This is a genomic window from Nonomuraea sp. B208 (assembly GCF_057536035.1).
The window spans coordinates 79,054-104,164 of the sequence record NZ_BAAJOU010000028.1; the positions used below are offsets into that span (position 1 = coordinate 79,054).

Annotated in this window: 19 protein-coding genes; 7 read left to right on the forward strand and 12 right to left on the reverse strand. The window is 72.3% G+C overall.

Annotation, left to right across the window (positions count from 1 at the left end; genetic code table 11):
• Positions 1-66: 66 nt before the first annotated feature.
• Both AC27IY_RS36675 and AC27IY_RS36680 read right to left on the reverse strand, forming a co-directional pair.
• Entirely contained in the window at positions 67-1,323 is a 1,257-nt protein-coding gene (locus tag AC27IY_RS36675) for an MFS transporter (RefSeq protein ID WP_487180840.1), read from the reverse strand.
• 107 nt (positions 1,324-1,430) lie between these two features.
• Complete coding sequence (locus AC27IY_RS36680; protein ID WP_487180841.1) at positions 1,431-3,167, reverse strand: ABC transporter ATP-binding protein; 1,737 nt, start codon at positions 3,165-3,167, stop codon at positions 1,431-1,433.
• A gap of 67 nt (positions 3,168-3,234) precedes the next feature.
• Between AC27IY_RS36680 and AC27IY_RS36685 the strand changes: the two genes are divergently transcribed.
• A complete protein-coding gene (locus tag AC27IY_RS36685; RefSeq protein WP_487180842.1) occupies positions 3,235-3,699 on the forward strand; it encodes a MarR family winged helix-turn-helix transcriptional regulator in 465 nt (154 codons plus the stop codon).
• A 91-nt stretch (positions 3,700-3,790) separates the two neighbouring features.
• On the opposite strand, the gene AC27IY_RS36690 is transcribed toward AC27IY_RS36685, so the two are convergent.
• Together AC27IY_RS36690 and AC27IY_RS36695 are read right to left on the reverse strand one after the other, a co-directional pair.
• Positions 3,791-4,831, reverse strand: a complete 1,041-nt coding sequence (locus AC27IY_RS36690; protein WP_371251999.1) for an amidohydrolase family protein — start codon at positions 4,829-4,831, stop codon at positions 3,791-3,793.
• Positions 4,832-4,913: 82 nt separating this feature from the next.
• Positions 4,914-6,062: a PucR family transcriptional regulator gene (locus AC27IY_RS36695; RefSeq protein WP_487180843.1), complete on the reverse strand. Its 1,149-nt coding sequence runs from the start codon at positions 6,060-6,062 to the stop codon at positions 4,914-4,916.
• 106 nt (positions 6,063-6,168) lie between these two features.
• On the opposite strand from AC27IY_RS36695, the gene AC27IY_RS36700 reads away from it, so the two are divergent.
• Together AC27IY_RS36700 and AC27IY_RS36705 are read left to right on the forward strand one after the other, a co-directional pair.
• Positions 6,169-8,271 carry a M6 family metalloprotease domain-containing protein gene (locus AC27IY_RS36700; RefSeq protein ID WP_487180844.1) on the forward strand — a complete coding sequence of 701 codons (2,103 nt, stop codon included), beginning with the start codon at positions 6,169-6,171 and terminating at the stop codon, positions 8,269-8,271.
• 83 nt (positions 8,272-8,354) lie between these two features.
• Positions 8,355-10,901: an ATP-binding protein gene (locus AC27IY_RS36705; protein WP_487180845.1), complete on the forward strand. Its 2,547-nt coding sequence runs from the start codon at positions 8,355-8,357 to the stop codon at positions 10,899-10,901.
• Positions 10,902-10,905: 4 nt separating this feature from the next.
• Here AC27IY_RS36705 and AC27IY_RS36710 read toward each other — a convergent pair whose 3' ends face one another.
• On the reverse strand, positions 10,906-11,778 hold the full coding sequence (locus tag AC27IY_RS36710; protein ID WP_487180846.1) for a hypothetical protein: 873 nt from the start codon (positions 11,776-11,778) through the stop codon (positions 10,906-10,908).
• A gap of 74 nt (positions 11,779-11,852) precedes the next feature.
• Here AC27IY_RS36710 and AC27IY_RS36715 point away from each other — a divergent pair, with 74 nt between their 5' ends.
• Positions 11,853-12,647, forward strand: a complete 795-nt coding sequence (locus AC27IY_RS36715; RefSeq protein WP_344212509.1) for a tyrosine-protein phosphatase — start codon at positions 11,853-11,855, stop codon at positions 12,645-12,647.
• 19 nt (positions 12,648-12,666) lie between these two features.
• Here AC27IY_RS36715 and AC27IY_RS36720 read toward each other — a convergent pair whose 3' ends face one another.
• Together AC27IY_RS36720 and AC27IY_RS36725 are read right to left on the reverse strand one after the other, a co-directional pair.
• Positions 12,667-13,707 (reverse strand): Gfo/Idh/MocA family oxidoreductase, encoded by a 1,041-nt coding sequence (locus AC27IY_RS36720; RefSeq protein ID WP_371252004.1) that lies wholly within the window; start codon positions 13,705-13,707, stop codon positions 12,667-12,669.
• Positions 13,708-13,726: 19 nt separating this feature from the next.
• Positions 13,727-14,635: a proteasome assembly chaperone family protein gene (locus AC27IY_RS36725; protein WP_344212505.1), complete on the reverse strand. Its 909-nt coding sequence runs from the start codon at positions 14,633-14,635 to the stop codon at positions 13,727-13,729.
• Between the two features lie 175 nt (positions 14,636-14,810).
• Here AC27IY_RS36725 and AC27IY_RS36730 point away from each other — a divergent pair, with 175 nt between their 5' ends.
• On the forward strand, positions 14,811-15,812 hold the full coding sequence (locus tag AC27IY_RS36730) for a terpene synthase family protein (RefSeq protein WP_364444099.1): 1,002 nt from the start codon (positions 14,811-14,813) through the stop codon (positions 15,810-15,812).
• Positions 15,813-15,827: 15 nt separating this feature from the next.
• Here the strand turns inward: AC27IY_RS36730 and AC27IY_RS36735 are convergent, their stop codons facing one another.
• Positions 15,828-17,954 (reverse strand): ATP-binding protein, encoded by a 2,127-nt coding sequence (locus tag AC27IY_RS36735; RefSeq protein ID WP_487180847.1) that lies wholly within the window; start codon positions 17,952-17,954, stop codon positions 15,828-15,830.
• A gap of 281 nt (positions 17,955-18,235) precedes the next feature.
• Here AC27IY_RS36735 and AC27IY_RS36740 point away from each other — a divergent pair, with 281 nt between their 5' ends.
• The gene (locus tag AC27IY_RS36740) at positions 18,236-18,691 is read left to right on the forward strand and encodes a GNAT family N-acetyltransferase (protein ID WP_487180848.1); all 456 of its coding nucleotides are present in this window, start codon (positions 18,236-18,238) and stop codon (positions 18,689-18,691) included.
• A 159-nt stretch (positions 18,692-18,850) separates the two neighbouring features.
• Here AC27IY_RS36740 and AC27IY_RS36745 read toward each other — a convergent pair whose 3' ends face one another.
• The 3 genes from AC27IY_RS36745 to AC27IY_RS36755 all read right to left on the reverse strand — a co-directional run bounded on the left by AC27IY_RS36745 (position 18,851) and on the right by AC27IY_RS36755 (position 23,122).
• The gene (locus AC27IY_RS36745) at positions 18,851-19,696 is read right to left on the reverse strand and encodes an ABC transporter permease (protein WP_344212497.1); all 846 of its coding nucleotides are present in this window, start codon (positions 19,694-19,696) and stop codon (positions 18,851-18,853) included.
• Complete coding sequence (locus AC27IY_RS36750) at positions 19,693-22,554, reverse strand: CocE/NonD family hydrolase (protein ID WP_487180849.1); 2,862 nt, start codon at positions 22,552-22,554, stop codon at positions 19,693-19,695. Before AC27IY_RS36750 ends, AC27IY_RS36745 begins: the two co-directional genes overlap by 4 nt.
• A 112-nt stretch (positions 22,555-22,666) precedes the next feature.
• Positions 22,667-23,122: a PaaI family thioesterase gene (locus AC27IY_RS36755; protein ID WP_487180850.1), complete on the reverse strand. Its 456-nt coding sequence runs from the start codon at positions 23,120-23,122 to the stop codon at positions 22,667-22,669.
• A 123-nt stretch (positions 23,123-23,245) separates the two neighbouring features.
• On the opposite strand from AC27IY_RS36755, the gene AC27IY_RS36760 reads away from it, so the two are divergent.
• The gene (locus AC27IY_RS36760; RefSeq protein WP_487180851.1) at positions 23,246-24,619 is read left to right on the forward strand and encodes a cytochrome P450; all 1,374 of its coding nucleotides are present in this window, start codon (positions 23,246-23,248) and stop codon (positions 24,617-24,619) included.
• Here AC27IY_RS36760 and AC27IY_RS36765 read toward each other — a convergent pair.
• Positions 24,510-25,043, reverse strand: a complete 534-nt coding sequence (locus AC27IY_RS36765; protein ID WP_487180852.1) for a GNAT family N-acetyltransferase — start codon at positions 25,041-25,043, stop codon at positions 24,510-24,512. The genes AC27IY_RS36760 and AC27IY_RS36765 overlap by 110 nt on opposite strands.
• Positions 25,044-25,111 lie beyond the last annotated feature (68 nt).

The following is a 25,111-nucleotide window of genomic DNA, read 5'->3' on the forward strand; positions in this document are numbered from 1 at the left end:
TGCAGTTACAGGTTAGCTCCAGCCTGATGGACAGGCAAGCGGGGTAAGCAAAACCTATCCGAACGGTTAGGCCGACGCGGGCGCCGGGCGCGGCCGTACCGCCTGCAGGAGCGTCCGGCCCGAGAGGCGGGCCAGTGCCACGGCCGCGAGGAGCGAGGCCGCCACGCAGCACACGCCGCCGATCTCCAGCGCGAGCCGGGGCCCGAAGGTGTCGCTGAGCCAGCCCAGCAGCGGCCCGCCGATCGCGCCCGCGGCGGCGCTGACGATGGACAGCGCCGCGATGATCCGGCCGCGCATCGCCTCGGGGCTGTCGAGCTGCGCCCGCGCGCTGACGGTCGTGTCCACGGTCACCGCGCCCGCCGCGATCGGCACCATCAGCGCGGCGAACGCCCACAGCCCCGGCATGAGCCCGCTCAGCGTCTGCGCCGCCCCGGTCACGAACGTGGTGATCAACAGCAGCCGTACGGTGAGGCTCGGCCGGGAGGCGGCGAGGAAGCCGCCGAGCACCGTGCCGACACCGAAGACCGTGGACAGCAGGCCGTAGCCGCCCACGCCCGCCCCCAGGGGGCCGGCGCTCATGGCGGCCATCGTGACCTGGAAGTTGCGGCCCACGCTACCCGAGACGAACCACAGTGCCAGCACCACGAGCAGCCAGGGGGTGCGCAGCACGAGCCGCAGTCCTTCCAGCACCGCGCCGGGCTGCCGTTCGGCCGCCTCCAGCGGGTGGAACTCCGCGCGCCGCATCACCAGCACCGCCGCGATGACCACGAAGAACGTGGCCGCGTTGATCACGAACAGCCCGCCGTCGCCGGTGAGCGGCAGCAGCGCCCCGGCCAGGCTCATGCCCAGGATGCGGGCTCCGGAGCTGAGGATGGAGCCGAGCGCCATCGCGTTCGGCAGGTCGTCGGGCGGCACGACCTCGGCGCCGAAGCGGCCGAGCGCCGGCCCGCCGAGCGCCCCCACCATGCCGCTGAGCAGCGCCACCGCGTAGATCGGCGCCACCGACGAGACCCCCGTGAACGCGATCACGGCCAGCGCGGCCGCCAGCGCCGCGTGCGCGAGCTGCGCGGCGATCACGACGGGACGGGTCGGCAGCCGGTCCGCCAGCGCCCCGCCCCACATCCCCAGCAGCAGCGTCGGCAGCGCCTGGACGACGAGGCTGACGCCGACGCTGGTCGCGGAATCGGTGATCGTCAGGACGAGCCAGTTGAGGCCGAGGACCTGCATCCAGGTGCCGGTGACGGAGACGATGTCCGCTCCTGCCCACAGCCGGTAGTTGTGATGGCGGAGGGCGCGGAACGTGGAGGATGACGCTGACAGCAACGGGGGTCCTAGCCTCGAACTTGCAAACCGGAGGTCCGAACGTGCGGATCCGGGACGTCCATTCCGGTCTGACCGAAATGTGAGGCAGAACACGGTTTAAAACGCGATTATGCTGACAGCGGCTCCGGCCGGTCCCGGCTGACGAGGGCCGCGTAATGGCCGCCGGCCGCCATCAGCTCCTCGTGGGTGCCGCGTTCGGTGATCCGGCCGCGGTCGAGCACCACGATCTGGTCGGCGTCCCGCACCGTGGACAGCCGGTGCGCGATCGTGATCGTCGTACGCCCCCGCGCCAGCGCGTCCAGCGCCTCCTGCACCGCCCGCTCGGTCTGCGTGTCGAGCGCGCTGGTGGCCTCGTCGAGGATCAGCACCGGCGGGTCGCGCAGCAGCGTGCGCGCGATGGCCAGGCGCTGCTTCTCGCCCCCCGAGAAGCGGTAGCCGCGCTCGCCCACCAGTGTGTCGTACCCGTCGGGGAGCGCCGCGATGTGGTCGTGGATGCGCGCGGCCCTGGCCGCCGCCTCCAGCTCCTCGTCGCTCGCCTCCGGCCGGGCGAAGCGCAGGTTGTCGGCGATCGAGGCGTGGAAGAGGTAGGTCTCCTGCGAGACCACGCCGACGGCCGCGCTCAGCGTCTCGAACGTCAGCTCCCGCACGTCCACCCCGTCGATGGTCACCCGGCCGCCGGTGACGTCGTACAGGCGGGTCGGCAGGTAGCTCAGCGTGGTCTTGCCCGCGCCGGTCCCGCCCACGACCGCCACGCTCGACCCGGCGGAAACGGTGAGGTCCACGCCCCTCAGCGTGGGCGTGTCGCCGTAGGAGAACTCGACCCCCTCGAACCGCACCTCGCCGCGCACCCGCTCCAGCGTGCGCGTGCCGGGCCGGATGTCGACCGGCAGGTCCAGGTACTCGAAGATGCGCCCGAACAACGCCAGCGAGGTCTGCACCTCCACGCCCAGCCGCAGCAGCGACACCGCCGGCCGGAACAGGGTCTTCTGCAACGTGGTGAACGCCACCAGCGTCCCGACCGAGATGACCCCCGTGTGGCCGACCGCCCAGTAGACCACCGCCGGCATCGCGGCCATGACGATCTGGATGGACGCCTGCCGCCACCGTCCTGCCATGCTCGTCCGTACGCCGAGGTCGGCCAGCTCGTCGGAGGCGCGGCCGAAGCGCTCGGTCAGCGCGTCGGAGCGGCCCATCGTGCGGCCGAGCAGGATGCCGCTGACCGACAGCGACTCCTGGACCATCGAGGCGATGGTGGCGAGCTTGCGCTGCCGTTCGGAGGTGATGCGCTTGCGCTCGGCCCCCACCCTGCGGCTGATCCACACGAACAGCGGCAGCAGCAGGAGCGAGATCACGGTCAGCCGCCAGTCGAGCACGACCATGGCGGCGACCGTCGCGATCACGGTGGTGAGGTTCGAGACGAGGGAGGAGGCGGTCGAGGTGACGACCTGCTGCATGCCGCCGATGTCGTTGGCGATGCGGGACTGCACCTCGCCGGTCCTGGTGCGGGTGAAGAAGGCCAGGGACATGCGCTGGAGGTGCGCGTACACGGCGATGCGCAGGTCGTGCATCACCCGCTGGCCGACCGTCGTGGAGATGAGCGTCTGCATCACGTCGAACACGCTGGTGGCGACGGCCACCGCGATCATGCCGAGGGACAGCAGCGCGAGCAGCCCCGCGTCCCTGGCCGGGATGGCGACGTCCAGCACCTCGCGGAGGAGGAACGGCGAGGCGAGCGACACCAGCGACGACAGCAGGATGAGGGAGCCCACCAGGGCCAGCGGCCCCCGGTAGGCGCGGAACAGGGTGAAGATGCGCCGCAGCGGCGCGCGTGGTTCCTCCGCCAAGGGTGCTCCTTTCAGATGCGCACTCAAACAGAGGTTAACTCATATTTTTCTCGGCTAAACTGTCGGCATGGGTGAGAGAGAGCTGGCGGAGCTGATGCACCTGGTCAACCGGCGGCTGCGGCACGGCTATGTGCAGGGGCTGGTCCCGATGGGGCTCAGCCCGAGCCACGCGCGGGCGCTGCGGGTGATCGCCGCCGATCCGGAGCGGCCGCTGCGCATGGTCCAGCTCGCCGAGAGGCTGCGCATCGTGCCGCGCTCGCTCACGCCCGTCGTGGACGCGCTGGAGGAGGCGGGGCTGGTGCGGCGGCGTACGGATCCGGCGAACCGCCGCTCCACGCTGGTCGAGCTGACGCCGGAGGGGAGGGCGGCCGACGAGCGGGCCCGCGACGCGCGCCGGCAGGCGGGCGAGGAGCTGTTCGCCGTGCTCACGCCGGGGCAGCGCGAGCAGCTCGGCGAGCTGCTGGCCACCGTGGACGCGGCGGCGCAGGCCAGGGACCGCGACCTGGAGCAGGCCCGCGAGGCGCGGCCTTGAGCGGGGTGGGGGAGCGACGGCGAGCAGGCCCACGAGGGGCGGCCCTGAGCGGGGGAGCGACGTCGAGCAGGCCCGCCCAAGGGCGACCGCGCTACTGGGGGGCGCCCGCGACGATCGCGCCGCCGAGCACCGTGCCGGCGCACGGCGCCCCGGCCAGCAGCGCCGCGTACGGATAACGCCCGCGCGCGTCGTGCACCGCGAAGTCGGCCCGCGCCCCGGGACCCAGCGTCCCGATCCGGCCCGCCCCCTGGTCCATGCCCAGCGCCCGCGCCCCGCCCAGCGTGGCCGCCGCCACCAGCCGCCGGTCCAGCGCGCGGGGGCGCAGCCCGAGCTCGCGGGCCCGCCGCCGGACGTCCGCCGCCTGCGCGAGCGGCCCGCCCGGCAGCCCGAGACAGCCGAAGGCGACGACGTTGCCCTCCTCCAGCAGGGCCAGCACGTCCGCCGCGGGATGCGCGGGCCCGACGGCGACGGCCGTGCGGCGCAGTCGCAGCAGCTTGCGCTCGCCGGGGTCCAGCGGCCGGGAGCAGATCACGTGGCACAGCGGCCCGAGCACCCCGGCCTCGTCGAGGGCGACGGGCGCGTGGGCGTCGAGGTCGGCCAGCAGCCGCAGCCCGAACGTACGGGCCAGCACCGCCACGTCCTCCAGCACCTGCGGATCCCGGGTGCGCGCGGCGAGCCCGCACCCGCCCGGCCGTTCGGCCTCATGGATCATGGTGATGACGGCGTCCCGCTCGCGTGACTCCCATTCCTCCTCGGCGGCGCTGCGCACCTCGACGTAGGCGATGCCGGGCAGCCCGGCGGGCTCGTGCGGGTCGCGGACCACCGTGGCGCGCGCGGTCACGCCGGGCTCGGGCGCTCCGGCCGCGCAGGCGTCCACCGCCCCGGCCACGATCATCCCGGGCCAGCGGTGCTCGGTCTCGACAGGAAAGTACGCGAGCAGCTCCGCCCGCGCCCCCACCTGGAGGACCCGGTCGCCGCGGACCACCACGGCCCCGTCGCGGAGCGGCGCGGCGCTGACGGGCAGCACGATCGGCGCGGAGTGGAGCACGACCGGCGCGGACGGGCGCCGCCGCCCCGGGCGCGGCCGGGCGGGCCGCCCGAGCATCGGTCCCGCACGCGTCGCCAGCGGCATCAGCACTCTCCGTCCGATAACCCTTCAGGGCATTAAACGTGAGCCGGGCCAGGGAATCAATCAGGTCCAAGTACGCAAATCGCTAGGGCAAATCCCGAGGTGAGTAACGTCCCGACAGCCGGGCGAGCTTGAGGCTGAGATGCAGGGCCAGCCGCTCCTCACCGTCCTTCAGATCGGTGCGCGCGAGCTCCTCCACCCGCTGCAGCCGGTAGTACAGCGAGGTGCGGTGCAGCCGCAGCGCCCGCGACGTCGCCACCGCGCTGCCCGCCAGGTCGAGGTAGATCTCCAGGGTCTCCAGCAGCGGCAGGTGCTGGGCGTCGGCGAGCAGCTCCTCCAGCCCCGGATGCAGCTCCTGGGCGGGGAGGTGGGTGAGCATGCGGTACACGCCGAGCCGGGCCCACTCCGTCGTACGGCCGAGCGCGGGCACCCGGGCGCCGACCTCGGCCGCGTGCCGCGCCTCCCGGTACGACTCCGCCGCCTCCGCCAGCGCCGCCCGCTCCCGCCCGACCCCGACGACCACCGGCACCGGCATGGCCGCGTGCAGCTCGTCCGCCGCGAGCGCGGTCCCGGCCGTGAGCAGCACGCCGTGGTCGTAGCGGACCAGGTGCAGCGGATGGTGCCCGCTCAGCCGCCGCCGCAGCGCCAGCAGCCCCTGCTCCAGCGCCAGCCGCAGCGAGTCCGACGGCTCGGCGGCGAGCGGCCTGGCCACGTGCACGGTCACCGCCCGCGCCTGCGGGAACGCGCCCGCCTCGATGAGCTGCCTGGCCGCGTCCTGCTCGCCGAGCAGCAGCCCGGTGACCGCCTCCAGCTCCCGGTGCGAGGCCAGCTCCGAGGCCAGGCTCTCGTGGTAGAGCGCGAGCGCCAGGCCGGGTACGGCGGCCAGGGCCTCGGCGACCTGGGCGTCCGCCATGGGCGGGTCCGAGTCGATGAACCACAGGAAGCCGAGCAGCCCGTCGGCGTGCCGGACCGGCACGCACACCCGCGGCAGCAGGCCCAGGTGCGGCGCGCCCGCGGTGCGGATGGGCGCGGTGACCTCGTGGATGCCGGCCCCACGTAACCAGGCGCGCACCTCCGGCGTCGTACGCCGGCGCAGGATCGAGTCGCGGCGGATGTCGTCCATGGCGCCGTTCTGCTCGCTGTAGGCCACGACGCGCTGCACGCGGTCCTCCAGCAGCAGGGGGCGGCCGAGTTGGGCGGCGAGCTCGTCCACGGTCCGCTGGAGATCCGCCACGAAGACCCCTTCACCTGGAGATTTCTGCATTTGTAGGACAACGCGCTATGGGTCTTCCCTACAACTGCGCGATGATCTGGGTCAACAACGTCTATAGCGTCGTGTCGTGATTGTCCCGAAGAAGCTATTCAAGGGGCTGCTCGCGACCATCGTGATGGTTCCGATCGCGTTGGTGGCGACCCCAGCTTCCGCAGCACCCCCCAGCGACCCCGAGCACCCGTGGCGCCGCGACCACTGGCCCCAGACGCAGCCGTGGCAGAGCGACACGCCCATGGACACCCCCCAGACCCTGCGCGGCCGCCCCACGACGCCGGGCGTCCAGCCGATCGACCCGCAGAACTGGGAGAACCCCGACAACATGACCTGGGCGGACTACAAGAAGCCGCCCGGCACCCAGTGGAACGACCCCAGCGTCAAGGGCTCGCAGCGCACCTTCAAGGGCGCGCTCGTCCTGCTGGACTACCCGAACCAGCCGTTCGTCGTCACCCAGCCGAAGGGCTCGACGATCTTCGCGAACCCGAGCGCCGAGGCCCACGACATCCCGCGTGACCAGGTCGCGAAGTTCTACCAGGACTTCCTCAACACCCCCAACGCCCTCAACAAGGGGCACACCATCCACGAGTACTGGATGGAGGACTCCGGCGGGCGCATCGGGGTCGAGCTGACCGGGTTCGGCCCGTACACCATGCCGGGCAAGGACCACGAGTACGCCATGGAGTACCAGCGGGACGCCTGCCCCGCCGGCGACACCTGCAACAAGAACCTCCGCAACGACGGCAACGCCGCCTGGCTCGCCGACGTCGGCCAGGAGGGCGCCGCCCAGTTCGACTTCGTCTTCTACCTGAGCGCCGGCCAGGACGAGTCGTCCACCTGGCAGGAGTTCGGCATGATGAAGTTCCCCACCAAGGAGGACGTGCCGGACGAATGGGGCCCCGACGACCCCGCCCTGCCCAACTGGTCCAAGACCCGCTACGTCGACTGGACCTCCTGGCAGGCCGGCTCCACCTTCTGGCCGAACGCCCGCTTCGGCGTCGACTCGGTGCAGGCCGAGAGCTCGGGCATGGGGGTCTACGCCCATGAGCTGAGCCACATCTTCGGCATCGCCGACAACTACAACAACCCCTACGCGGTGCCCCCGAAGCGCGCCTACACCGGCATCTGGGAGATGCTGAGCCGCGGCAGCTTCAACGGCCCCGGCGGCCCGCACTCGCGCTGGCTCATCCCGCCGACCTCGGGCGGGTCCATGGGCGCGCAGCACATGCTGCGCAACAAGATCAAGCTCAACATGGTGGACGAGCAGAACGTGCTGCGCCTGTCCCGCCCCGCCCTCGCCCAGTCCGGCCTGGTCGTGGCCGACGTGCTGGCGCGGGCCGTGCAGCCCGGCAAGAACGAGCTGTCCGGCGTCAACATCGCCTTCGACGGCGCCGACAACAGCTCCTGCGACGCCGCCGACCCGCTGTGCGACGGCGGCGGCTACGAGAACTACACCGTCGAGGTCGTGGACCGCATGGGCGCCGACTCCTTCACCCCCGACTCGGGCGTCCTGCTGGCCAAGACCAAGAACCAGGACCGCTCCCCGTTCGAGTGGGTGATCGACGCCAACCCGCAGGACATCGGCATGACCGACTACGTCCTGCCGGACGGCACCAAGGTCCCGATCACCATCGGCGACTACCGCCAGCTCTCCGACGCGCTCTTCCACGCCGGCACCGGCTCCGGCAGCCAGTACGAGCACGTCGACGAGGCCAACCGCCTGCACTTCTACGTCCTCGACCTGAAGCGCAACAAGGACGGCGAGCTGACGTACAAGGTGGCCGTCCGCTCGCTGGACGGCGCGGGCCCGCAGCGGCGCGGCGTCAAGCTGCTGCCCGGCGCCGGCGTCCCCACCGGCAAGAACCTCTCCTCCTGCAAGTTCCCCCTGTTCAACACCGGCAAGGCGGCCCCGGCGCAGGGGCAGCACCCCGAGGACGTCAGCGCCTACCTCGGCTCCGACGTCTACCGGCTGTCGGCCGAGGTCAAGGGCAAGGGCTGGACCGTCCAGGTCCCGAACGAGCTGGCCGCCGTCGCCTTCGGCAAGCACGACACCGTGACCGTGAACGCGCTGCGCGAGGCCGGCGGCGCCCGCCTGGCCCAGGTCAAGCTCACGGCCACGTCCGAGAGCGACCCGACCAAGACGATGACCGCCACCTGCCAGGTGATCGGCCTGTAGCGAGATCCCGTGGAAAACGGTGGGGCACGGCTGGCGTGGCCGTGCCCCATCGGCTTGAATCGACCCCCGGAAGGGGGTGCCGGTTGAGCGACGAGCTGCCGGAGAAGATCGAGGACTTACCCGACAGGCCCCGGCGCAGGCGCGGGAAGGTGCCGTGGGCCGCGTCCGTGTCGGCGGGCCTCGCCGCCGCCGCGGCGAGCATCCTGGCGGCCAGCGTCGAATGGGACATCCCGCCCGCCGCCAAGGTCGGCGTGACCGTGGCCGCCGCCGTTCTCGTCGGCCTCACCACCTGGGCCACCACCGAGTCGCAGCCGCGACGCCGCGCGGCCGGACGCGCCGCTGGCGGCCAGGCGCCCGACCAGTGGCCGCCCGTCCCCGAGCACTTCACCGGCCGCGCCGAGGCCCTGGCCGAGCTGCGCGGCGTCGCCACCGCCCGCCGCCGGGCCGGCGACCTCGCGCCGCCGCTCGTCATCTCCGTCTACGGCCGCGGCGGCGTCGGCAAGTCCGCCCTCATGACCCGCTTCAGCCAGGAGATCGCCGGCTGGTTCCCCGACGGCCGCCTCTACGCCGACCTGCGCGGCGGCGTCGGCGCCCCGGTCCGCCCCGACGAGGTCCTCATCGGCTTCCTGCGCGCGCTCGGCGTGCGCCTCACCACCGACCCCGGCGGGCTGGACGAGCTGCGCAAGCTCTGGCTCACCTGGACCAAGGGCCGCAAGATCCTCATCGGCCTGGACAACGCCCACGACGCCGACCAGGTCAAGCCGCTCATCCCGGCCGAGCCCGGCTGCGCCGTGCTGGTCACCTCACGCTCCCCGCTGTTCCTCGCCGGCACCCACGACAGCCGGCTCGGCGTGCTCACCGAGGCGCACGGCGTCGAACTGCTGGCCAGGCTCGCCGGCGGCGCCCGCGTCGTGGACGACCTCGCCGCCGCCAAGGAGATCGTCCGGCTGTGCGATCACCTGCCGCTCGCGATCAACATCTGCGGCGGCCGGCTCGCCACCCGCGAGCAGTGGACGCTGCGCGAGATGGCGAGCCGGCTCGCCGACACCCGCCGCCGCCTCGACCAGCTCGAAGTGGCCCAGACCGTCGAGACCAGCGTGCGCGCGTCGGTGCAGCTCAGCTACGACGACTGCACCGGCATGCAACGCCGCCTGCTGCGCCTGCTCAGCGCGCTGCCCGCCCCCGACGTGCCCGGCTGGGTGGCCGGCGAGCTGCTCGACATCAGCGGCCTGGAGGGCGGCGACCAGCTCGAAGCGCTCATCGACGCCCAGCTCGCCGAATGCTCCGGCACCGACCAGACCGGCGCGATGCGCTACCGGCTGCACGACCTCGTCCAGGTCTTCGCCGCCGAACTGACCGACCAGGACGAGCCCGCCCGCCGCCGCGCCGCGCTGGAGCGGGTGCTGTACGGCTACCGCCGCCGCGCCGAGGAGGCCGCCCAGAACCGCTGGCCGCAGGACTGGAGCAAGGGCGGCCGCCGCTCCACGACCGACGGCGAGGTACGCGCCGCCGACTGGCTCAACGCCGAGCGCCTGGCGCTGCTGGCCATGGTCGACCTGGCCCGCCGGCTCGAACTGTGGGAGCTCACCTGGGGCCTCGCCCGCGCGTTCTGCTCGCTGTGCCACTCGCTGCGGGCGTACTGGGCCGACTGGAACGCGGTCGCGGAGATCGGCCGGGTCGCGGCCGAACGCGCCGGCGACGCGCGGGCCCTCGCCATCGCGCTGCTCGACAGCGCCGCCGTGCACGGCGGCCTCGGCCTGCGCGAGCGCGCGCTGGAGGAGGCCCGGCGGGCCATGGACGTCTTCACTGAGCTGGGCGAGAGCTGGTGGGCGGCCAGGGCCATGCGCACGATCGGCATGACGCTCTTCAACGACGGACACCTGGACCGGGCGCAGGACTACCTGATCGGCGCCATCACCGCCTTCAAGGGCGAGGACGACCCGTGGTGGATGGCCCGCACTCAGCGCAACCTGGCCGAGATGCGGATGGCCGAGCGGCGGCCCGAGGAGGCGCGCGAGCTGCTGGAGGACGCCCTTCAGGTGTTCAAGAGCCAGGGCAACCGCTATTCCGAGGCCCAGACGCTGCGCGTCTACGGCGAGGTGCTGGCGGCGCAGGCGCGCGGCGAGCACCGCGAGGGCGACCGCAGGATCGCCGCCGGCCTGTTCACCCGGGCGGGCGTCAGCCTCGACCGGGCGGGCGAGATGTTCCGGCAGCGGGGCGAGCTGTGGGAGGAGGCCCGCTGCCTGCGCGCCGCGGGCGAGGTCGGCGACCCCGCGAGCGGCCTGCGCGAGCTGGACCAGGTACGCAGGGCCGAGGACATCCTGGCCGCGCTCGGCGACTCCTGGGGCGTGGCCCGCACCGCCGTCTCGGCGGGCCGCGCGCTGGCCCGCCTCGGCCGCACCGAGGAGTCCGAGCGGGAGCTGCGCCGCGCCGTCGCCGCCTTCGAGGAGCTGCAGGACCGGTGGTGGATGGCGCTCAGCCTCCGCTACCTCGGAGAGGTCCACCTGGACGCGGGCACGCCGCAGGCCGCCGTGGGGCCGCTGGAGCAGGCCAGGGACATCTACCGCAGCCTCGGCAACGAGGCGGGCATGCGCAGGACCCTCGAACTGCTCCGGCGGGCCGCCCCCTGAGCCCTCACGTCAGCGGGGTACGCAGCAGCGCGCCCGCCGCCTGCCTCGCCTGCGTGATGCTCTCCTCGAACATCTTGCGCGCGTGCGCCGCCTGGTCGGCCAGCTCCCTGATGTGCTGGTGCGCCAGCTCGTCGTGGACGGTCTCGGCGATCAGCCGCTGGTAGTCCGGCGTCCTGGCGGCCAGCGCCTCCAGCCGCCGGTGCGTCTGGTAGACCTTGTCGGTCTTGACCACCTGTTTGGCGTACTTCTCCAGGTGACGCACCCGCTGCGACAGCGACGTCCAGGCGGCGTCGAGGGCGTTGGAGTACGGCTTGAACGCCTCCTCCATCTCGGGCGGCAGCTCGCGCGGCACCAGCCTGCCGTGCTCGGCGTGCATGGCCGACAGCTTGCGCAGCCGCTGCGCGATCTGCCAGACCTCCTCCGGCAGCGTCACCTGGTTGTCGATGGTGTCGATCAGGCCCGCGCGGTGCACCTTGGAGCCGAGGATGACCTCGACCGCGTTCTGGGCCCGCCGCAGCAACTGCTGGCAGGGGTAGTCCAGGTCCTCGGCGAGGACGTAGTGGTCGGCGTGCGCGTAGGCGAGCCGCAGCCGCCGTCTCGTCGTGCGGTACGCCCCCTCCACCGCCGCCCACCGCAACAACGTGATCAGCCCGACGCCGGCGGTGGCCACGATGGCGAGCGGCAGGTTGACCAGGAGCCCGATCAGCAGCAGGAAGGCGGGCAGTATGAACAGCAGCGCGGGGTTGAACGTGGTGTCCATGCGCTTGCCGGACCGAGCCATGCGGAGGATGTGCGGGCTCGACCGCAGCTCTACCGAGATCTCCCGGGGCAGCGAGGGATCGATCACCAGCCGTGGAGGCAGAGCTCGTGGATCCATACGTTAATGCTGCGTTATGAAGCTCGAATCCGCTCATATTTGGTGGACATATAGGGTCGAAGATGATGAGCGAAATGACGAGGTGGATCGAGCTTGAGGGCGCGGTCAACGCGCGCGACCTGGGTGGCGTCGCCCTTGGCGACGGCGGAGTCACGAAGAGTGGCCGGATCTTCCGGTCCGACAACCTGCAGGGGCTCACGCCCCGCGACGTCGATCTGCTGGTCGGCGAGCTGAAGCTGCGGCACGTGGTGGACCTCCGCTCCACGGCGGAGGTCGCGCTGGAGGGCCCCGGCCCGCTCACGCGGGTGCCGGAGGTGCGGCATCACCATCTGACGTTGTTCGCCGAGGGCGGGCGCTACACCGACGTCGAGGCCGATACCGCGCCCACCGGGATCGACGGCGAGCGGGTGCTGCCGTGGGCCGAGCGGGCGCTGGACGAGGAGCTGCGGGTCACCGGCTTCTACTTCGGCTACCTGCGCGACCGGCCGTCCGCGGTGATCGAGGCGTTGCGCACGATGGCGCTGGACGACGGGGCGGCGCTGGTGCACTGCGCGGCCGGCAAGGACCGCACCGGCGTGCTGTGCGCGCTGGCGCTGGAGGTCGCGGGCGCGACGCGGGAGGCCGTCGTGGCCGACTACGTGGCGACCGGCGAGCGGCTGGAGCTGATCCTGGAGCGCCTGCGTGCCAGCGAGACCTACCGCGGCGACCTCGACTCCCGTCCCGCCGACGACCACGCGCCCCGCGCCCGTTACCTGGAGCAGTTCTTCCGGGTGCTGGACGAGCGGTTCGGCGGGCCGATGGGCTGGCTGGAGGCCAACGGCTGGACCGCGGACGACACGGCCGCCATGCGCGCCCGGCTGCGGGACTGACGCCTGAGGCCGGCGGCGCTCAGGGCAGGTGGACGAGGATGCGCTGGGTGGCCGACAGGCGGGCCGCCTCCAGCACGGTGAGCACGTCCACCGCGCTCTCCGGGTCGACCGGCGGCGGCCCGCCGTCGCGCAGCGCCGCCGCCACGCCCCGGTAGAAGTCGAGGTAGGACCCCGGCTCGGTGCGCACCCGCCGGTGCTCCTCGGCGGTGCCGAGCTCGCCCCAGCGGTCCTCCTCGTCCTCGCCGAAGCCCGGAGCGTCGGGCGCGATCCCGGCGCGCAGGCGCTCCTCCTGCACGTCCATGCCGTGCTTGACGTACGCGGCGGCCGATCCCAGCACCCGGAAACGCGGGCCGAGCCGCGCCGCCACCGAGCTGGCCCACAGGTGCGAACGCGCCCCGCCGTCGTGCGTCAGCGCCACGAACGTGTCGTCGTCGGCGGAGACCCCCTGCCGGCGTACGTCGCTCTCGCAGTAGACCTCGCGGACCGGCCCGAGCAGCCGTATCGCCTGGTCCACCAGGTGGCTGCCGAGGTCGTAGAGCAGCCCGCCGATCTCCTCGGGCCCGCCGCTCTCCCGCCAGCCGCCCTTGGGCACCGGCCGCCAGCGTTCGAAGCGCGACTCGAAGCGCCGGATCTCGCCGAGCGCCCCCTCCTCCGCGAGCCGGCGCACGGTCAGGAAGTCGCCGTCCCACCGCCGGTTCTGGAAGACGGTCAGGAGCACGCCGCGCTCCTTGGCCAGGCGGACCAGCTCACGGCCCTCCTCGGCGGTGCCGGCCAGCGGTTTGTCCACCACGACCGGCAGCCCCTGCTCGATGGCCGCGGCGGCGGTGGCCACGTGGGTCCTGTTGGGCGAGGCGACCACGACGAGGTCGCTCCGCTCCCACAGCTCACGTACGTCGGCGACGCCCTGCGCGCCGTAGCGGCCGGCCACCTCGGACTGCCGCCCCGGATCGCGGGTGACGACCGTGGCCAGCCGCAGCCCCGGGGTGGCGGCGATCAGCGGCGCGTGGAAGAACGCCCCGGCGACTCCGTACCCGACCAGCCCGACCCTGATCTCGCTCATCCGGCCAGGCTACCCAAGCTCAGGAGGCGGGCGGGTCCTCCCGTTCGGCGAGGAAACGCTCGAACTGGGCGGCGAGCTCGTCGCCGGTCGGCATCGGGGTCGACTCGGCGATGAGGTTCTCGCGTTCGGCGCCCGCGGCGAAGGCGTCGTACTGCTGCTCCAGGCCGGTGATCGCGGTGGAGAGCTCGGTGGAGGCCCGGATCTGCTCCTCGATCTCCGCCGTGGTGCGCTCGGCGGCGTCGCGCAGCGCGTCCATCGGGAACACCAGGCCGGTGCCCCGCGTCACCGCCTCCAGCGCGGTCACCGCGGCCGTCGGGTATTCCGCCTGCGACAGGTAGTGCGGCACGTGGACGGCGTACCCCATCGCGTCGAAGCCCTGCGCGCCGAGCCGCAGCTCGATCAGCGCGGCCGCGCTGCCCGGCACCTGGACCCGCCCGAACGCGCTGTTCTGCGTGTTGACCAGCTCCGGCCGGCTGGCGTGCATGGTGACGCCGAGCGGGCGGGTGTGCGGCACAGCCATCGGGATGCCGTGCACGGTCACCAGCTTGCCCACCCGCAGCCGTTCCGCCAGCGTTTTCACCGCGGCGGTGAACAGCTCCCATTCCCGGTCGGGCTCGGGCCCCTGCATCAGCAGGAAGGGCGTGCCCGTCGCGTCCTCCAACAGGTGAACGGCCAGCTCCGGGCTCTCGCACTCCACCCAGCGGTCGGTGTCGAAGGTCATGATGGGCCGGCGGGACCGGTAGTCGAGCAGCCGGTCCACGTCGAACGTCGCCACGACCCGGTGCTCCAGCTCTGCCAGCAGGTGGCCCAGCGCCAGACGCCCGGAGCCCCCCGCGTCGACGAAGCCGTCGAAGTGGTACAGCAACACCGGCTCACGCAGCTCGGGCAGCTCATCTGCGAGCTCGTAGAGATCCTTCGGGTCGAACACGGTTGGACAGCCTTTCCCTAGGTACTCTTTCCAGAACCTATGGCGGGTCGGAACGATTCCGCGCACGGCACCCTATCGAGGCGTGCGCGATGGGCTTCACAGTGTGAAATAAGAATTAAAGCCGGTGAACATGCTGACTGTGGCCATTCGAGCAGTCCGTAGTCATGCTTAGGGCGTGGCTACTTCTGCGCATTCCTTCTCTGGGCGGCCGCTCCACATCCCTCCGCTGCCGTGCCCGTTCCCCTCGGAGACCAACGAGCACGGCGTCGCGGTCGATGCGGAGAGCCACACCTGGCTGGCCGCCTCGCACATGCTCAAAGGCGCCGAGACCATCGAGCACTTCCGGCGCTCCAAGATCGGTATGCTCGCCGCACGCACCAATCCCACGGTGCCGCGTGACAGCCTCAGGCTGATCAACGACTGGTACAACTGGCTGTTCGCGTTCGACGACGCCTTCTGCGAGGGCGAGCTGATGGGACACCGCGCCTCGGCGCTGGCCCGCGCCCTGCCCCCGCTCCTCGAGATCCTGGACGACCGCCGCGAGCCCGACGAGGGCGACGCGTTCGGCCTGGCACTCAAGGAGCTCCTCCACCGCATCTCCGAGCTCGCCACCCCCGCCCAGGTGGACCGCTGGCGCACGACGGTGAAGGAGTATCTGTTCGCCCAGATATGGGAGGCCGCCAACCGCGAGGTCGACCTGATCCCCACCCCCGAGGACTACGTCATGATGCGCCGCATCACCGGGGCCACGTACACCTGCTTCGCCCTCATCGACGTGGGCGGCGGCTACCGGCTCGAAGCCGAGGAGTGGCACCACCCCGACGTGCGCACGCTCTCCGACCTCGCCTGCGACCTCATCGGCTGGGACAACGACCTGCTGTCCTACGCCAAGGAGCGCGGAAAGGACAAGGCCCGGCACAACCTCGTCACGGTGCTGGCCACGCACAAGTCGCTCACGCTCCAGAACGCCCTGGTCGAGGTCGCGCAGATGCACAACGACGCCGTCGCCGCCTTCCTCGACCGGCGCGCGGCGCTCGACCGCTGGGCCACCCTGCCGGTCCGCAAGTACGTCCGCGGCCTCGAACACTGGGTCCGCGGGCACATCGAGTTCTCGCTCGGCAGCGCCCGCTACATCGGCGCGTGGCCCGACGACACCCGCTGGCCACGAGCCGTCTAGCCGACCGGCCATGTGTCAGGGCCGGTTGTCGTCAGTGGCGTCCAGCTCGCCCAGGGCGAGCGCGGACGCCTCGTCCAGGTCGCGCCGCGCGCCCTCCTCGAAGGTGTTCTTGTACGTCAGCTCGCCCAGCTCCTGTTTGCACGCCCGGATGCACGCGTCGTGGTCGCCGGTCATCCAGGGCGCGCCCAGCTGCGGCAGGCCGGCCGTCTTCCAGTTCTGCTGCAGCGCCCCCAGCAACTGCGTGGCCGTCGCGGCGTCGTTCAGCGCGGCGAAGATGCGCGCCGCGGTCTCCAGCGCCAGCAGCGTGCCGAGCGTGTCGTGGAAGTGCCGCTTGATGCGCAGCGCCTCCCGGACGTTCTGCAGCGCCTCGTCCGGCCGGCCCGTCGTCAGCCTGGTGCCCGCCAGCGCCCACTGCGCGTGCGAACTGACCCACAGCTCACCGCGCTCGCGGCACACCTGCAGGCAGTCCAGCAGCAGCGACTCGGCCTCGTACAGCTCGCCCTGCGAGGACAGCACCAGCGACAGCTCGACGATGGCGGGCAGCAGGCCCGGGTTGAGCTCCTTGTTGTCGGTGTTGAACTCGATCGCCACGCCCAGCAGCGCGCTCGCCTTCTGCAGGTCGCCCTGGAGCAGCGCGGCCGTGCCCTGCATCTTCGAGGCCAGGATCACCGCCCGCGAGTCGCCCACCCGCACCGCCTCGGTGCTGCACTTCTCGGCCGATGACTGGGCTCCGACGCTGTCGCCCTGGGCGCTCTTGACGTACGACAGCACCCACAGCGCCTTGCAGCGCTCCTTGCTGAACTCGGGATTGGCCTCCAGCGCCCGCTCCAGATAGAGCCGCCCCTCACGGGCGAAACCACAGCACACCCACATGAACCACAGCGACGACAGCAGCGTGAGCGCCTGGATCTCCCTGCCCGGCGTCTTCAGCGCGTGCTCCAGCGCCACCCGCACGTTGTCGTGCTCCTGGCGCATCCGTACGAACCAGTAGATCTGCCGCGGGCCCGACCAGGCGTCCTCGCTGCGCTGGGCCAGGCTCAGGTAGTACTCCAGGTGCCGCTGGCGCATCTGCTCGCGCTGGCCGAGCTTGTCCAGCCACTCGTCGCCGTACTCGGCCAGGGTGTCGATCAGCTTGTAGCGGACGCCGGCGTGGTTGCTCCTGATGAGCAGGACCGACTTCTCCACCAGGCCGGTCACGAGGTCCGTGATGTCCTCGGACGGCAGGCGGCCGTCGGAGCAGACGAAACGGGCCGCGTCCAGCTCGAAGTCGCCCGCGAACACCGACAGCCGCGCCCACAGCAGCCGCTCGGCCGGCTCGCACAGCTCGTGGCTCCAGCCGATCGCCGCGCGCAGCGTCTGGTGACGCGGCAGGGCCGTCCGGCTCGCCCCGGCCAGCAGGCTGAACCGGTCGGCCAGTAGCCCCAGGATCTGATCGACCGACAGCGCCCGCAGCCGCACCGCGGCCAGCTCGATCGCCAGCGGGATGCCGTCGAGCCGCCGGCACAGCTCGGCCACCGTGCCGATGTTGTTCTCGTCGAGCTGGAAGTCGGGCACGCTCGCCCCGGCGCGGGCGGCGAACAACTGCACCGACTCGTTGGTGAACAGGTTCTCCGCCGGGTCGTCGCCGGGCACCTGCAGCGGCGGGACCGGGACCACGTGCTCGTACGGCAGGTGCAGCGACTGGCGGCTCGTGGCCAGCACCTTCAGGTTGGGCGCGGCCTCCAGCAGCTCGTGCACCAGCTCCGCGCAGCCCTGCACGACGTGCTCGCAGGTGTCGATGATGAGCAGCATGTCGCGCTCGCCCACCCACTCCGACAGCGACTCCGACTCCGCCCGCGAGGACTGGTCGGCGATGCGCAGCGCCGAGGAGATCGTGTGCTTGACCATGCCCGCGTCCTGCAGCCGGGCCAGATCGGCGAACCAGACGCCGTCCGCGTACTGCGCGCGGACCTGGTGCGCCAGGCGCAGCACCGTCCGCGACTTCCCGACGCCTCCGATGCCCGTGACCGTCACCAGCCGGGACTCACCGAGGTGCCGTTTGAGGTTGGCGAGCAGGCGCGTGCGGCCGACGAAACTGGTGAGCTCCGCCGGAAGATTGCCCTCTCGTCGCCAGCCTGTCGGGGTGGCCATGCGCAGCCTCACGGGGGATAGGCGACACCAACCCTGGCATCGTACCCCCGCGAATGCCGCGTGTCCCTGGACCTGGGGACACGCGCGGTGTTGCTTTGTATGTCTGGGTAGCATGTCGGTCGTGGAAGATTTCTACCCCGAGCAGACCTCGGACGACCTGGACCTCGGCTGGGGCGACGACCTCCCCGACGAGGACGCGGACAGCTTCTACCTGGACAACAGGCCCCCGCACTGGGACTGAGGCCCCGCACTGGGACTGAGGCCCGCGCTGCCATGACCGCGAGGGGACTGCTGTGACCGCACCTGGGCTGCGCCCCGCCACACCGGGCGACTACGACGCCATCGCCGCCGTCGTCGACACGTGGTGGGGCCGGCCCATCCTCCCCTCCCTGCCGCGGCTCTTCCTCGACCACTTTCACCGTACGAGCCTGATCGCCTCGGATGACGCGGGCGAGCTCGCCGGTTTCCTCGTCGGTTTCCCCTCGCCGTCGGCTGAGGACGAGGCGTACATCCACTTCGTCGGCGTCTCCCCGGCGGCCCGGGGGACCGGTCTGGGCCGGAGGCTGTACGAGGCGTTCTTCGGCATCGCCCGGGACCACGGACGGCAGGTGGTGAGGGCGACCACCTCGCCGGTGAACGAGGCGTCCATCGCGTTCCACCGGCGCATGGGTTTCACGGTCCGCGGCCCGCACCCCGCCTACAACGGCCCCGGCACCACCCTGATCACCTTCGAACGCACCCTCCCCTGACCCTTCATCAGTGGGGGCTCGGCCGGCACCGCCGGGGCACACCTGCGCATCCATCGCGGGACGGGCGGCCCTCAGGGGAGACGATCCTCCTGGGGCCCGCCCTCACGTACGCGGCCCAGGAGGCACGCGTCCTCACCCGGCCGGCCGAGTCCCGGTGGTTCAGCTCACCACATCCTTGCGGCGGAAGCGGCGGAAGGCGATCGCGATCAGGATGGCCGCGTACGTGATCGACACCGACGCGCCCTTGACCATGCCGCCCCAGTCCACCTCGGGCGTGAGCGCGTCCGTCCAGGCGCTGTTCCAGTAGGTGGGCAGGAACTCGCGCAGCGACCCCAGCGCCTCGACCGCCTGCAGGATCGTCGAGACGATCCACAGCCCCACCGCCCCGCCGACCGCCCCGAGCGGGGAGTCGGTCATGGTCGAGACGAGGAACGCCAGCGCCGCCACCACGAGCTGGCTGACCAGCGCGTAGCCGATCACGATGCCGAAGCGCGGCAGCACGTCCACCGCCGGGATGATCTCGCCGGTGACCGGCACCTGGATGTCGTTCCAGCCGAACGCCAGCGTGCCCGCCACCAGCGCCATCACCGGCAGGCAGATCACCGCCGCCGCCGAGTAGCCGAGCGCCACGATCAGCTTCTGCCGCAGCAGCCGGTCCCGGGGGATCGGCGCGGCCAGCAGATAGCGCAGCGACGACCAGTTGGCCTCGCTGGACACGGTGTCGCCGCAGAACATCGCGACCGCCACCACCAGCAGGAAGTTGGCCGACACCGACAGGGCGAAGGCGGCGAAGTTGAGCCCGCTCTGCGTCGCCAGGTCGGAGATGCGCAGCGACTGCCCCCCGTTGCTGGACTGGGGCCCGAACTGGAAGGCGATCACCAGGATCCACGGCAGGGCCAGCAGCAGCCCGAACATGACGAGCGTCCGCCGCCGCTTGAACTGCCGGACGATCTCCACGCGCAGCGGCAGCGTGCGGCGGGGCGCGTAGCCCGGCGCGGCGGTCATGGCTTGTCTCCGATGAGGTCGAGGAACACGTCTTCCAGGCGCGGCCCGTGCCCGTTCGTGGGCGTGGCCGAGGTGAGCAGCCGCGACACCGGCCCCGCCGACACGAGCCGCCCCCGCTGCATGACCACGACGTGGCTGCAGGTCTGCTCCACCTCGGCGAGCAGGTGACTGGAGACGATCACGGTACGGCCGTCGCGCGCGTAGCGCTTGAGCACCTCACGCATCTCGCGGATCTGGGGCGGGTCGAGACCGTTCGTGGGCTCGTCGAGGACCAGCAGGTCCGGCAGGCCGAGCATGGCCTGCGCGATGGCGAGCCGCTGCCGCATGCCCTGGGAGTAGGTGCGTACGGCCCGATCCAGCGCCTTGCCCAGGCCCGCGATCTCCAGCGCCTCCTCGAAGTGCGCGTCGGCGGGGGGACGGCCGGTCGCCGCCCAGTAGAGCTGGATGTTGTCGCGGCCGGACAGGTGCGGCAGGAAACCCGGACCCTCGACGAACGACCCGAGCCTGGACAGCACGGGCGCGCCCGGCGTCACCCGCTCGCCGAAGATGCGGACCTCGCCGTCGTCGGGGCGGATGAGGCCCATCATCATCCGCATCGTGGTCGTCTTGCCGGCGCCGTTGGGGCCGAGCAGACCGAGGACCTGGCCCCGCTCGACGCGGAACGACAGCCCGTCGACGGCCAGCTCCCCGTTGCGGTACGCCTTCGTGAGCCCCTTGATGTCCAACGGAACCGCCGGGTCGCCGTTCGCGCCCGGCTCGGGCGAGGCGGTGGTGGTGGTGTCGGGCGTGGCGGCTGTGGGGTTGGTCGCGGTGGGGTCCGGCGTGGCCTGAGTGACGGCGGCGGTGGCGATGGGCTCGGGGGCGGCCTCAGCGAGGGCGGCGGCGGTGGGGTCGGGAGCGGTGGTGCGGTTCGTGGAGGCGCCGCCGATGGAGATGCGGCTGATGCGGGTGCGGCTCGTGGAGGTGCGCCCCGAGGAGGTGCGGCCCGTCGCGAGGATGATGGCGGCGATCACGATCGCGGTCAGCGGCATCGCCCACACCCACCAGGCGATCCCGGCCGGCGGGGCCGACAGGGTGCGCACCGTCGGGACGGCGAGCCCAGGGGAGGAGAGCGCCACCTGGTACGTGGCGGGCTCGGCCGGCGTGGCGAACCCCATGTCGGTCGTGGCCACCACCAGGCGCAGCCGGTGCCCGGCCGCGAAGTTGTGGTCGGCGGCGGGCAACGCGACCGTGACCTCCACACTGCCGCCGCCGTCCGGGAACGTCACCCGGAACGGCGCCACCTGCCCGGCGGGCAGGACCGGAAGCTGCGAGCCGTCGGACACGTCGTAGACCTTGGCGAACAGCGTCGCCTCGCCCTCGCCGGTCACCTTGACCACGGCGGTGGAGCTGCCGGTGAGCTGCAGCGGCGCGGTCAGCGGCGCGGACTCGAACACCGCGCTCTGACCGGGCATGTCGATCGACACCCCGCCGCTCTGGCCGCCCAGGAGCGAGCCGACGCCGGGCACGGTCGAGATCGCCGCGGGCGCGCCGCCGGGCGGGTTGACGACGTTCTGCTCGGGGCCGGTGAGCCGGACGCTGGTGGTGTCGGTGCCGCCGAGACCCGGGTACGACGCCGTCTCCGGGTGCAGGCGGATGCGCTGGCGGGTGCCGGGGTCGCGGCCGCCGTCACGGGTGACCGTGAAGCCGCTGACCGGCGGCGTCGCCTGCGCCGAGCCCTCGCCCTTGAGATAGCGGGCGAGCCAGGCCGAGGTCTGCTCGTAGAGCCAGTCGGCCTCGCCGTTGCCGCCGTCGTGCCCGCCGTCGAACCAGGCGAGGCTGACCGGGGTGCCTGCGGAGGCGATCGCCTTGGCGTTGGCGTCGGCGTGGCTCAGCGGGAACAGCGAGTCGCGCTGGCCCTGCAGCAGCAGCGTGGGGGCCTTGATGCGGTGGGCCACGGTGATCGGGCTGGAGGCGCGCAGCAGCGTGATCGCCTCGTCGGTGGCCCGGCCGTCCTTGGCGACGGTCTGGTAGATGTCGCAGATGGCCGGCAGGAACCGGCCGCACCGCGCCTCCTCCGGCGTCATCGGCGCGGCCGTCTGGCCGAGGCCCTGACCGCGCGTCTGGCCGTTTTGTCCTTGGCTGCTCTGGCCCTGAGCGTTCTGACCCTGCCCGTTCTGCGCGGAGCCCTGCCCCTGGCCCTGCGTCTGGCTCTGCTGGGCGAAGCTTTCGAGGGACAGCCCGCGGCCGAAGAAGATGCCCGACCACATGCGCTTGAAGACGCCGGTCTCAGGGTCGCCGAGCCCGCCCGACGTCGCCCGGGCGGCGTTGTTCGGGAACAGGGCGTCGGCCAGGTCGGCCCAGGTGATCTGCGGGACGATCGCGTCGACGCGCTGGTCGAAGGCCGCCGTCATCAGCGCGATGGCGCCGCCGTACGAGCCGCCCACGATGCCCACCCGCGGGTCGCCCGCGGCGTCGAGCTGGACCTCGGGCCGCTTGGCCACCCAGTCGATGAGCTGCTTGACGTCCTTGACCTCGTAGTCGGGGGAGTTGAGCGCGATCTCGCCCGTCGAACGTCCGAAGCCCCGCGCCGACCAGGTCAGAACCGCGTAGCCGTCCTGGGCGAGCTGTGCCGCCTGCTGCCTCATGCTCTGCTTGCTGCCGCCGAACCCGTGCGCGAGCAGCACGACCGGCGCCTTGCCGCCGCCGGAGGGAGGGAAGAAGGTGGCGTCCAGCTGCACCCGTTGGTCGTCGTCGGGTCCGTCGACGACACTTATCGCCTGGTCCTGGCCCCGCGCCTGCGGAGCCGACGGCCACACCAGCCAGGTCGTCACCCCGATCAGGGCGAGTGCTGCCACCAGCGCGGCCACACGTTTCATGCCGAGAGCCTACTTTCCGCACCTGAGAGATTTCTGAGACGGACGTCCCGGCGGCCCGTCACGGTCGCGCTCGGTGCCGTTGACCTGCGGGAACAGGAAGATCACTGAAAGGTCAGCCCAGGAGGGCGTAGACGGTGGTGGCCTGGGCGGCCGGCTCGGCGGCGCCCTCGGCGGTGAGGGTGATCTCGGCGAAGGCGAGGGTGCGGCCCAGCTTGGTGATGCGTACGTCGACCAGGACGTCACGGCCCGACACCGGACGCTGGAACGTCGTGGACTGCTGCACGGTCGTCATCGGCACGAACCCGCCGCGCGCGGCGCAGACGGCCAGGGCCGTGGCGGTGTCGGCGGCGGCCATCATCGCCTGCCCGGACAGGCCGCCGCCCTCGCGCGCCAGCTCGTCGGACCAGGGCAGGCGGAGGACGGTGCGGCGCTCGCCCGCCTCCTCGACGCGCAGGCCGAGCCGCTGGATCCACGGGGCGAAGTTGTCACGGAGGATGGCGTCCAGGGCTTCCGGACTGGTGCCGGCGGCCGGGGCCGGAGTCTGCGGTGTCAGGTCTGCTGAGGTCACGCGGTCATCATGCACGCTCGCCCGGCATCGCGAAGGCGAGAAGTGCCTGCCTGTGGATAACTGCGTGCGGGGGCGGGGGAAGGCTCGTATGCGGAGCGAGAGGGCCGGCAGGAAGGGGCGGGGATGACGGCGCATCGATCGGACATGGCGGCGGCGGCGACGGACGCGGAGGCGGTTCGGATCTTCTTGCCGTCCACGTACGAGAACTCCGTCCCGTACGACCTCTTCGCCCGCCTTCGCGAAGAAACCCCGGTCCGCTGGATCCCCGAGCCCGCCGTCGGCCCCTGGCGCGAGGGCCCCGGCTTCTGGGCCGTCTTCCGGCACGCCGACGTCAAGCACGTGCTCCGCACCCCGGAGGACTTCTCCTCGCACCTCGGCGCCACCCAGATCCGTGACCCCGACACCCCGTCCGACCTGGCGTTCGTCCAGGACATGATGCTGAACATGGACCCGCCGGACCACTCCAGGCTGCGCCGGATCGTGGCGGCGGCCTTCACCCCGCGTGCGGTCCGCGCGCTGGAGCGGGCGATCGCCGGACGCGCGGCGGCGCTGTTCGCGCAGGGCACGTGCGACTTCGTGGAGGTGGCCGCCGACCTGCCCGTCTGGACGCTGGCCCACGTGATGGGGGTTCCCGCACGGGACCGGCGGCTGCTGTACGACTGGGCCTCGCGGGTCATCGGCTACCAGGACGCCGACCACGCGGGCCTGTCCACGGCCGACGTCGCCTCGCTCACGCCGATGGGCCGCCGGGCGGTCGCGTCGAGGCCGGAGCCGCGGCCGGGCGTGAACCCGAGGTCGCGGGCGGCGCTGGCGGACATGTTCGGATACGCGCACGCGCTCGCCGGGGCGTCCGAGGACGACGGGTCCGTCATGTCCGCGATGCGGCGCGGCGGGCTGACGGAGAGCGAGTTCGAGAACATGTTCTTCCTGTTCGCCGTCGCGGGCAACGAGACCCTGCGCAACGGCATCCCCGGCGGCCTGCTCACGCTCCTGGAGCACCCGGCCGAGCTGGCCCGCCTGCGCGCCGACCCGTCCCTCCTGGAGCCCGCGGTCGAGGAACTGCTGCGGTTCTGGCCGCCGGTGATCCACTTCCGCCGTACGGCGACCCGTGACCTGACCCTCGGCGGGCAGCACGTACGCACGGGCGAGAAGGTGGTCGTCTACCACACCTCGGCCAACCGCGACCCGTCCGTCTTCCCCGACCCCGACCGCCTCGACCTCGCCCGCGCCCCCAACGACCACGTCAGCTTCGGCTTCGGCCCGCACGTCTGCCTCGGCGCGCACCTGGCCCGCGCGCAGTTCCGCGCGACGCTCAGGGAGCTGCTGTGCTGGGACATCGAGCTCGCCGCCGAGCCCCGGCGCCTCACCTCCAACTTCCAGAACGGGCTCAAGAGCCTGCCGGTACGCCTGACCCCGCGCCCCCTGCAAGGCCCATCCGGTAGTGGACCTCCTCCAGCGGCGGATCGGGCAGCATCTTCGACCGGCCGGACGGGCTGAACCCGAACCGCTCGTAGAACCGGCGTGCCCGCGCGTTCGCCGCCAGCACCCACAGCCCGGCCTCCCGGTGCCCGGACGACGCCAGATCCTCGACGGCGGCGGCCATCAGAGCCCGCCCCATGCCCGTCGAGAACTCCTCGGGCAGCACATAGATGGCGTACACCTCCATACCGGGCACGTCCTCGTCCCGCGAGGGGCCGTACAGGGCGAACCCGCGTACGTCGTCGCGCACCGCCACCCGGCCCGTCACGCGCCCGCTCGCCAGGGCGTCGGCGCGGTCGCGGACGATCTCGGGCCGCACCTCCAGCCCGGCGAGGTAGTCCGCGGGCATGACGCCCCGGTAGGCGACGCGCCAGGTCGCCAGGCGGACCTCCTCGATGACGCCGGCGTCCTCCGGCCGAGCCGCCCGAATTTCGTATGGCATATGGCGGATTGTCGCAGTAGGAGGGGTGGATGTCCCTGACGTCCACGGGACCGAGCCCCGAGGTCGCC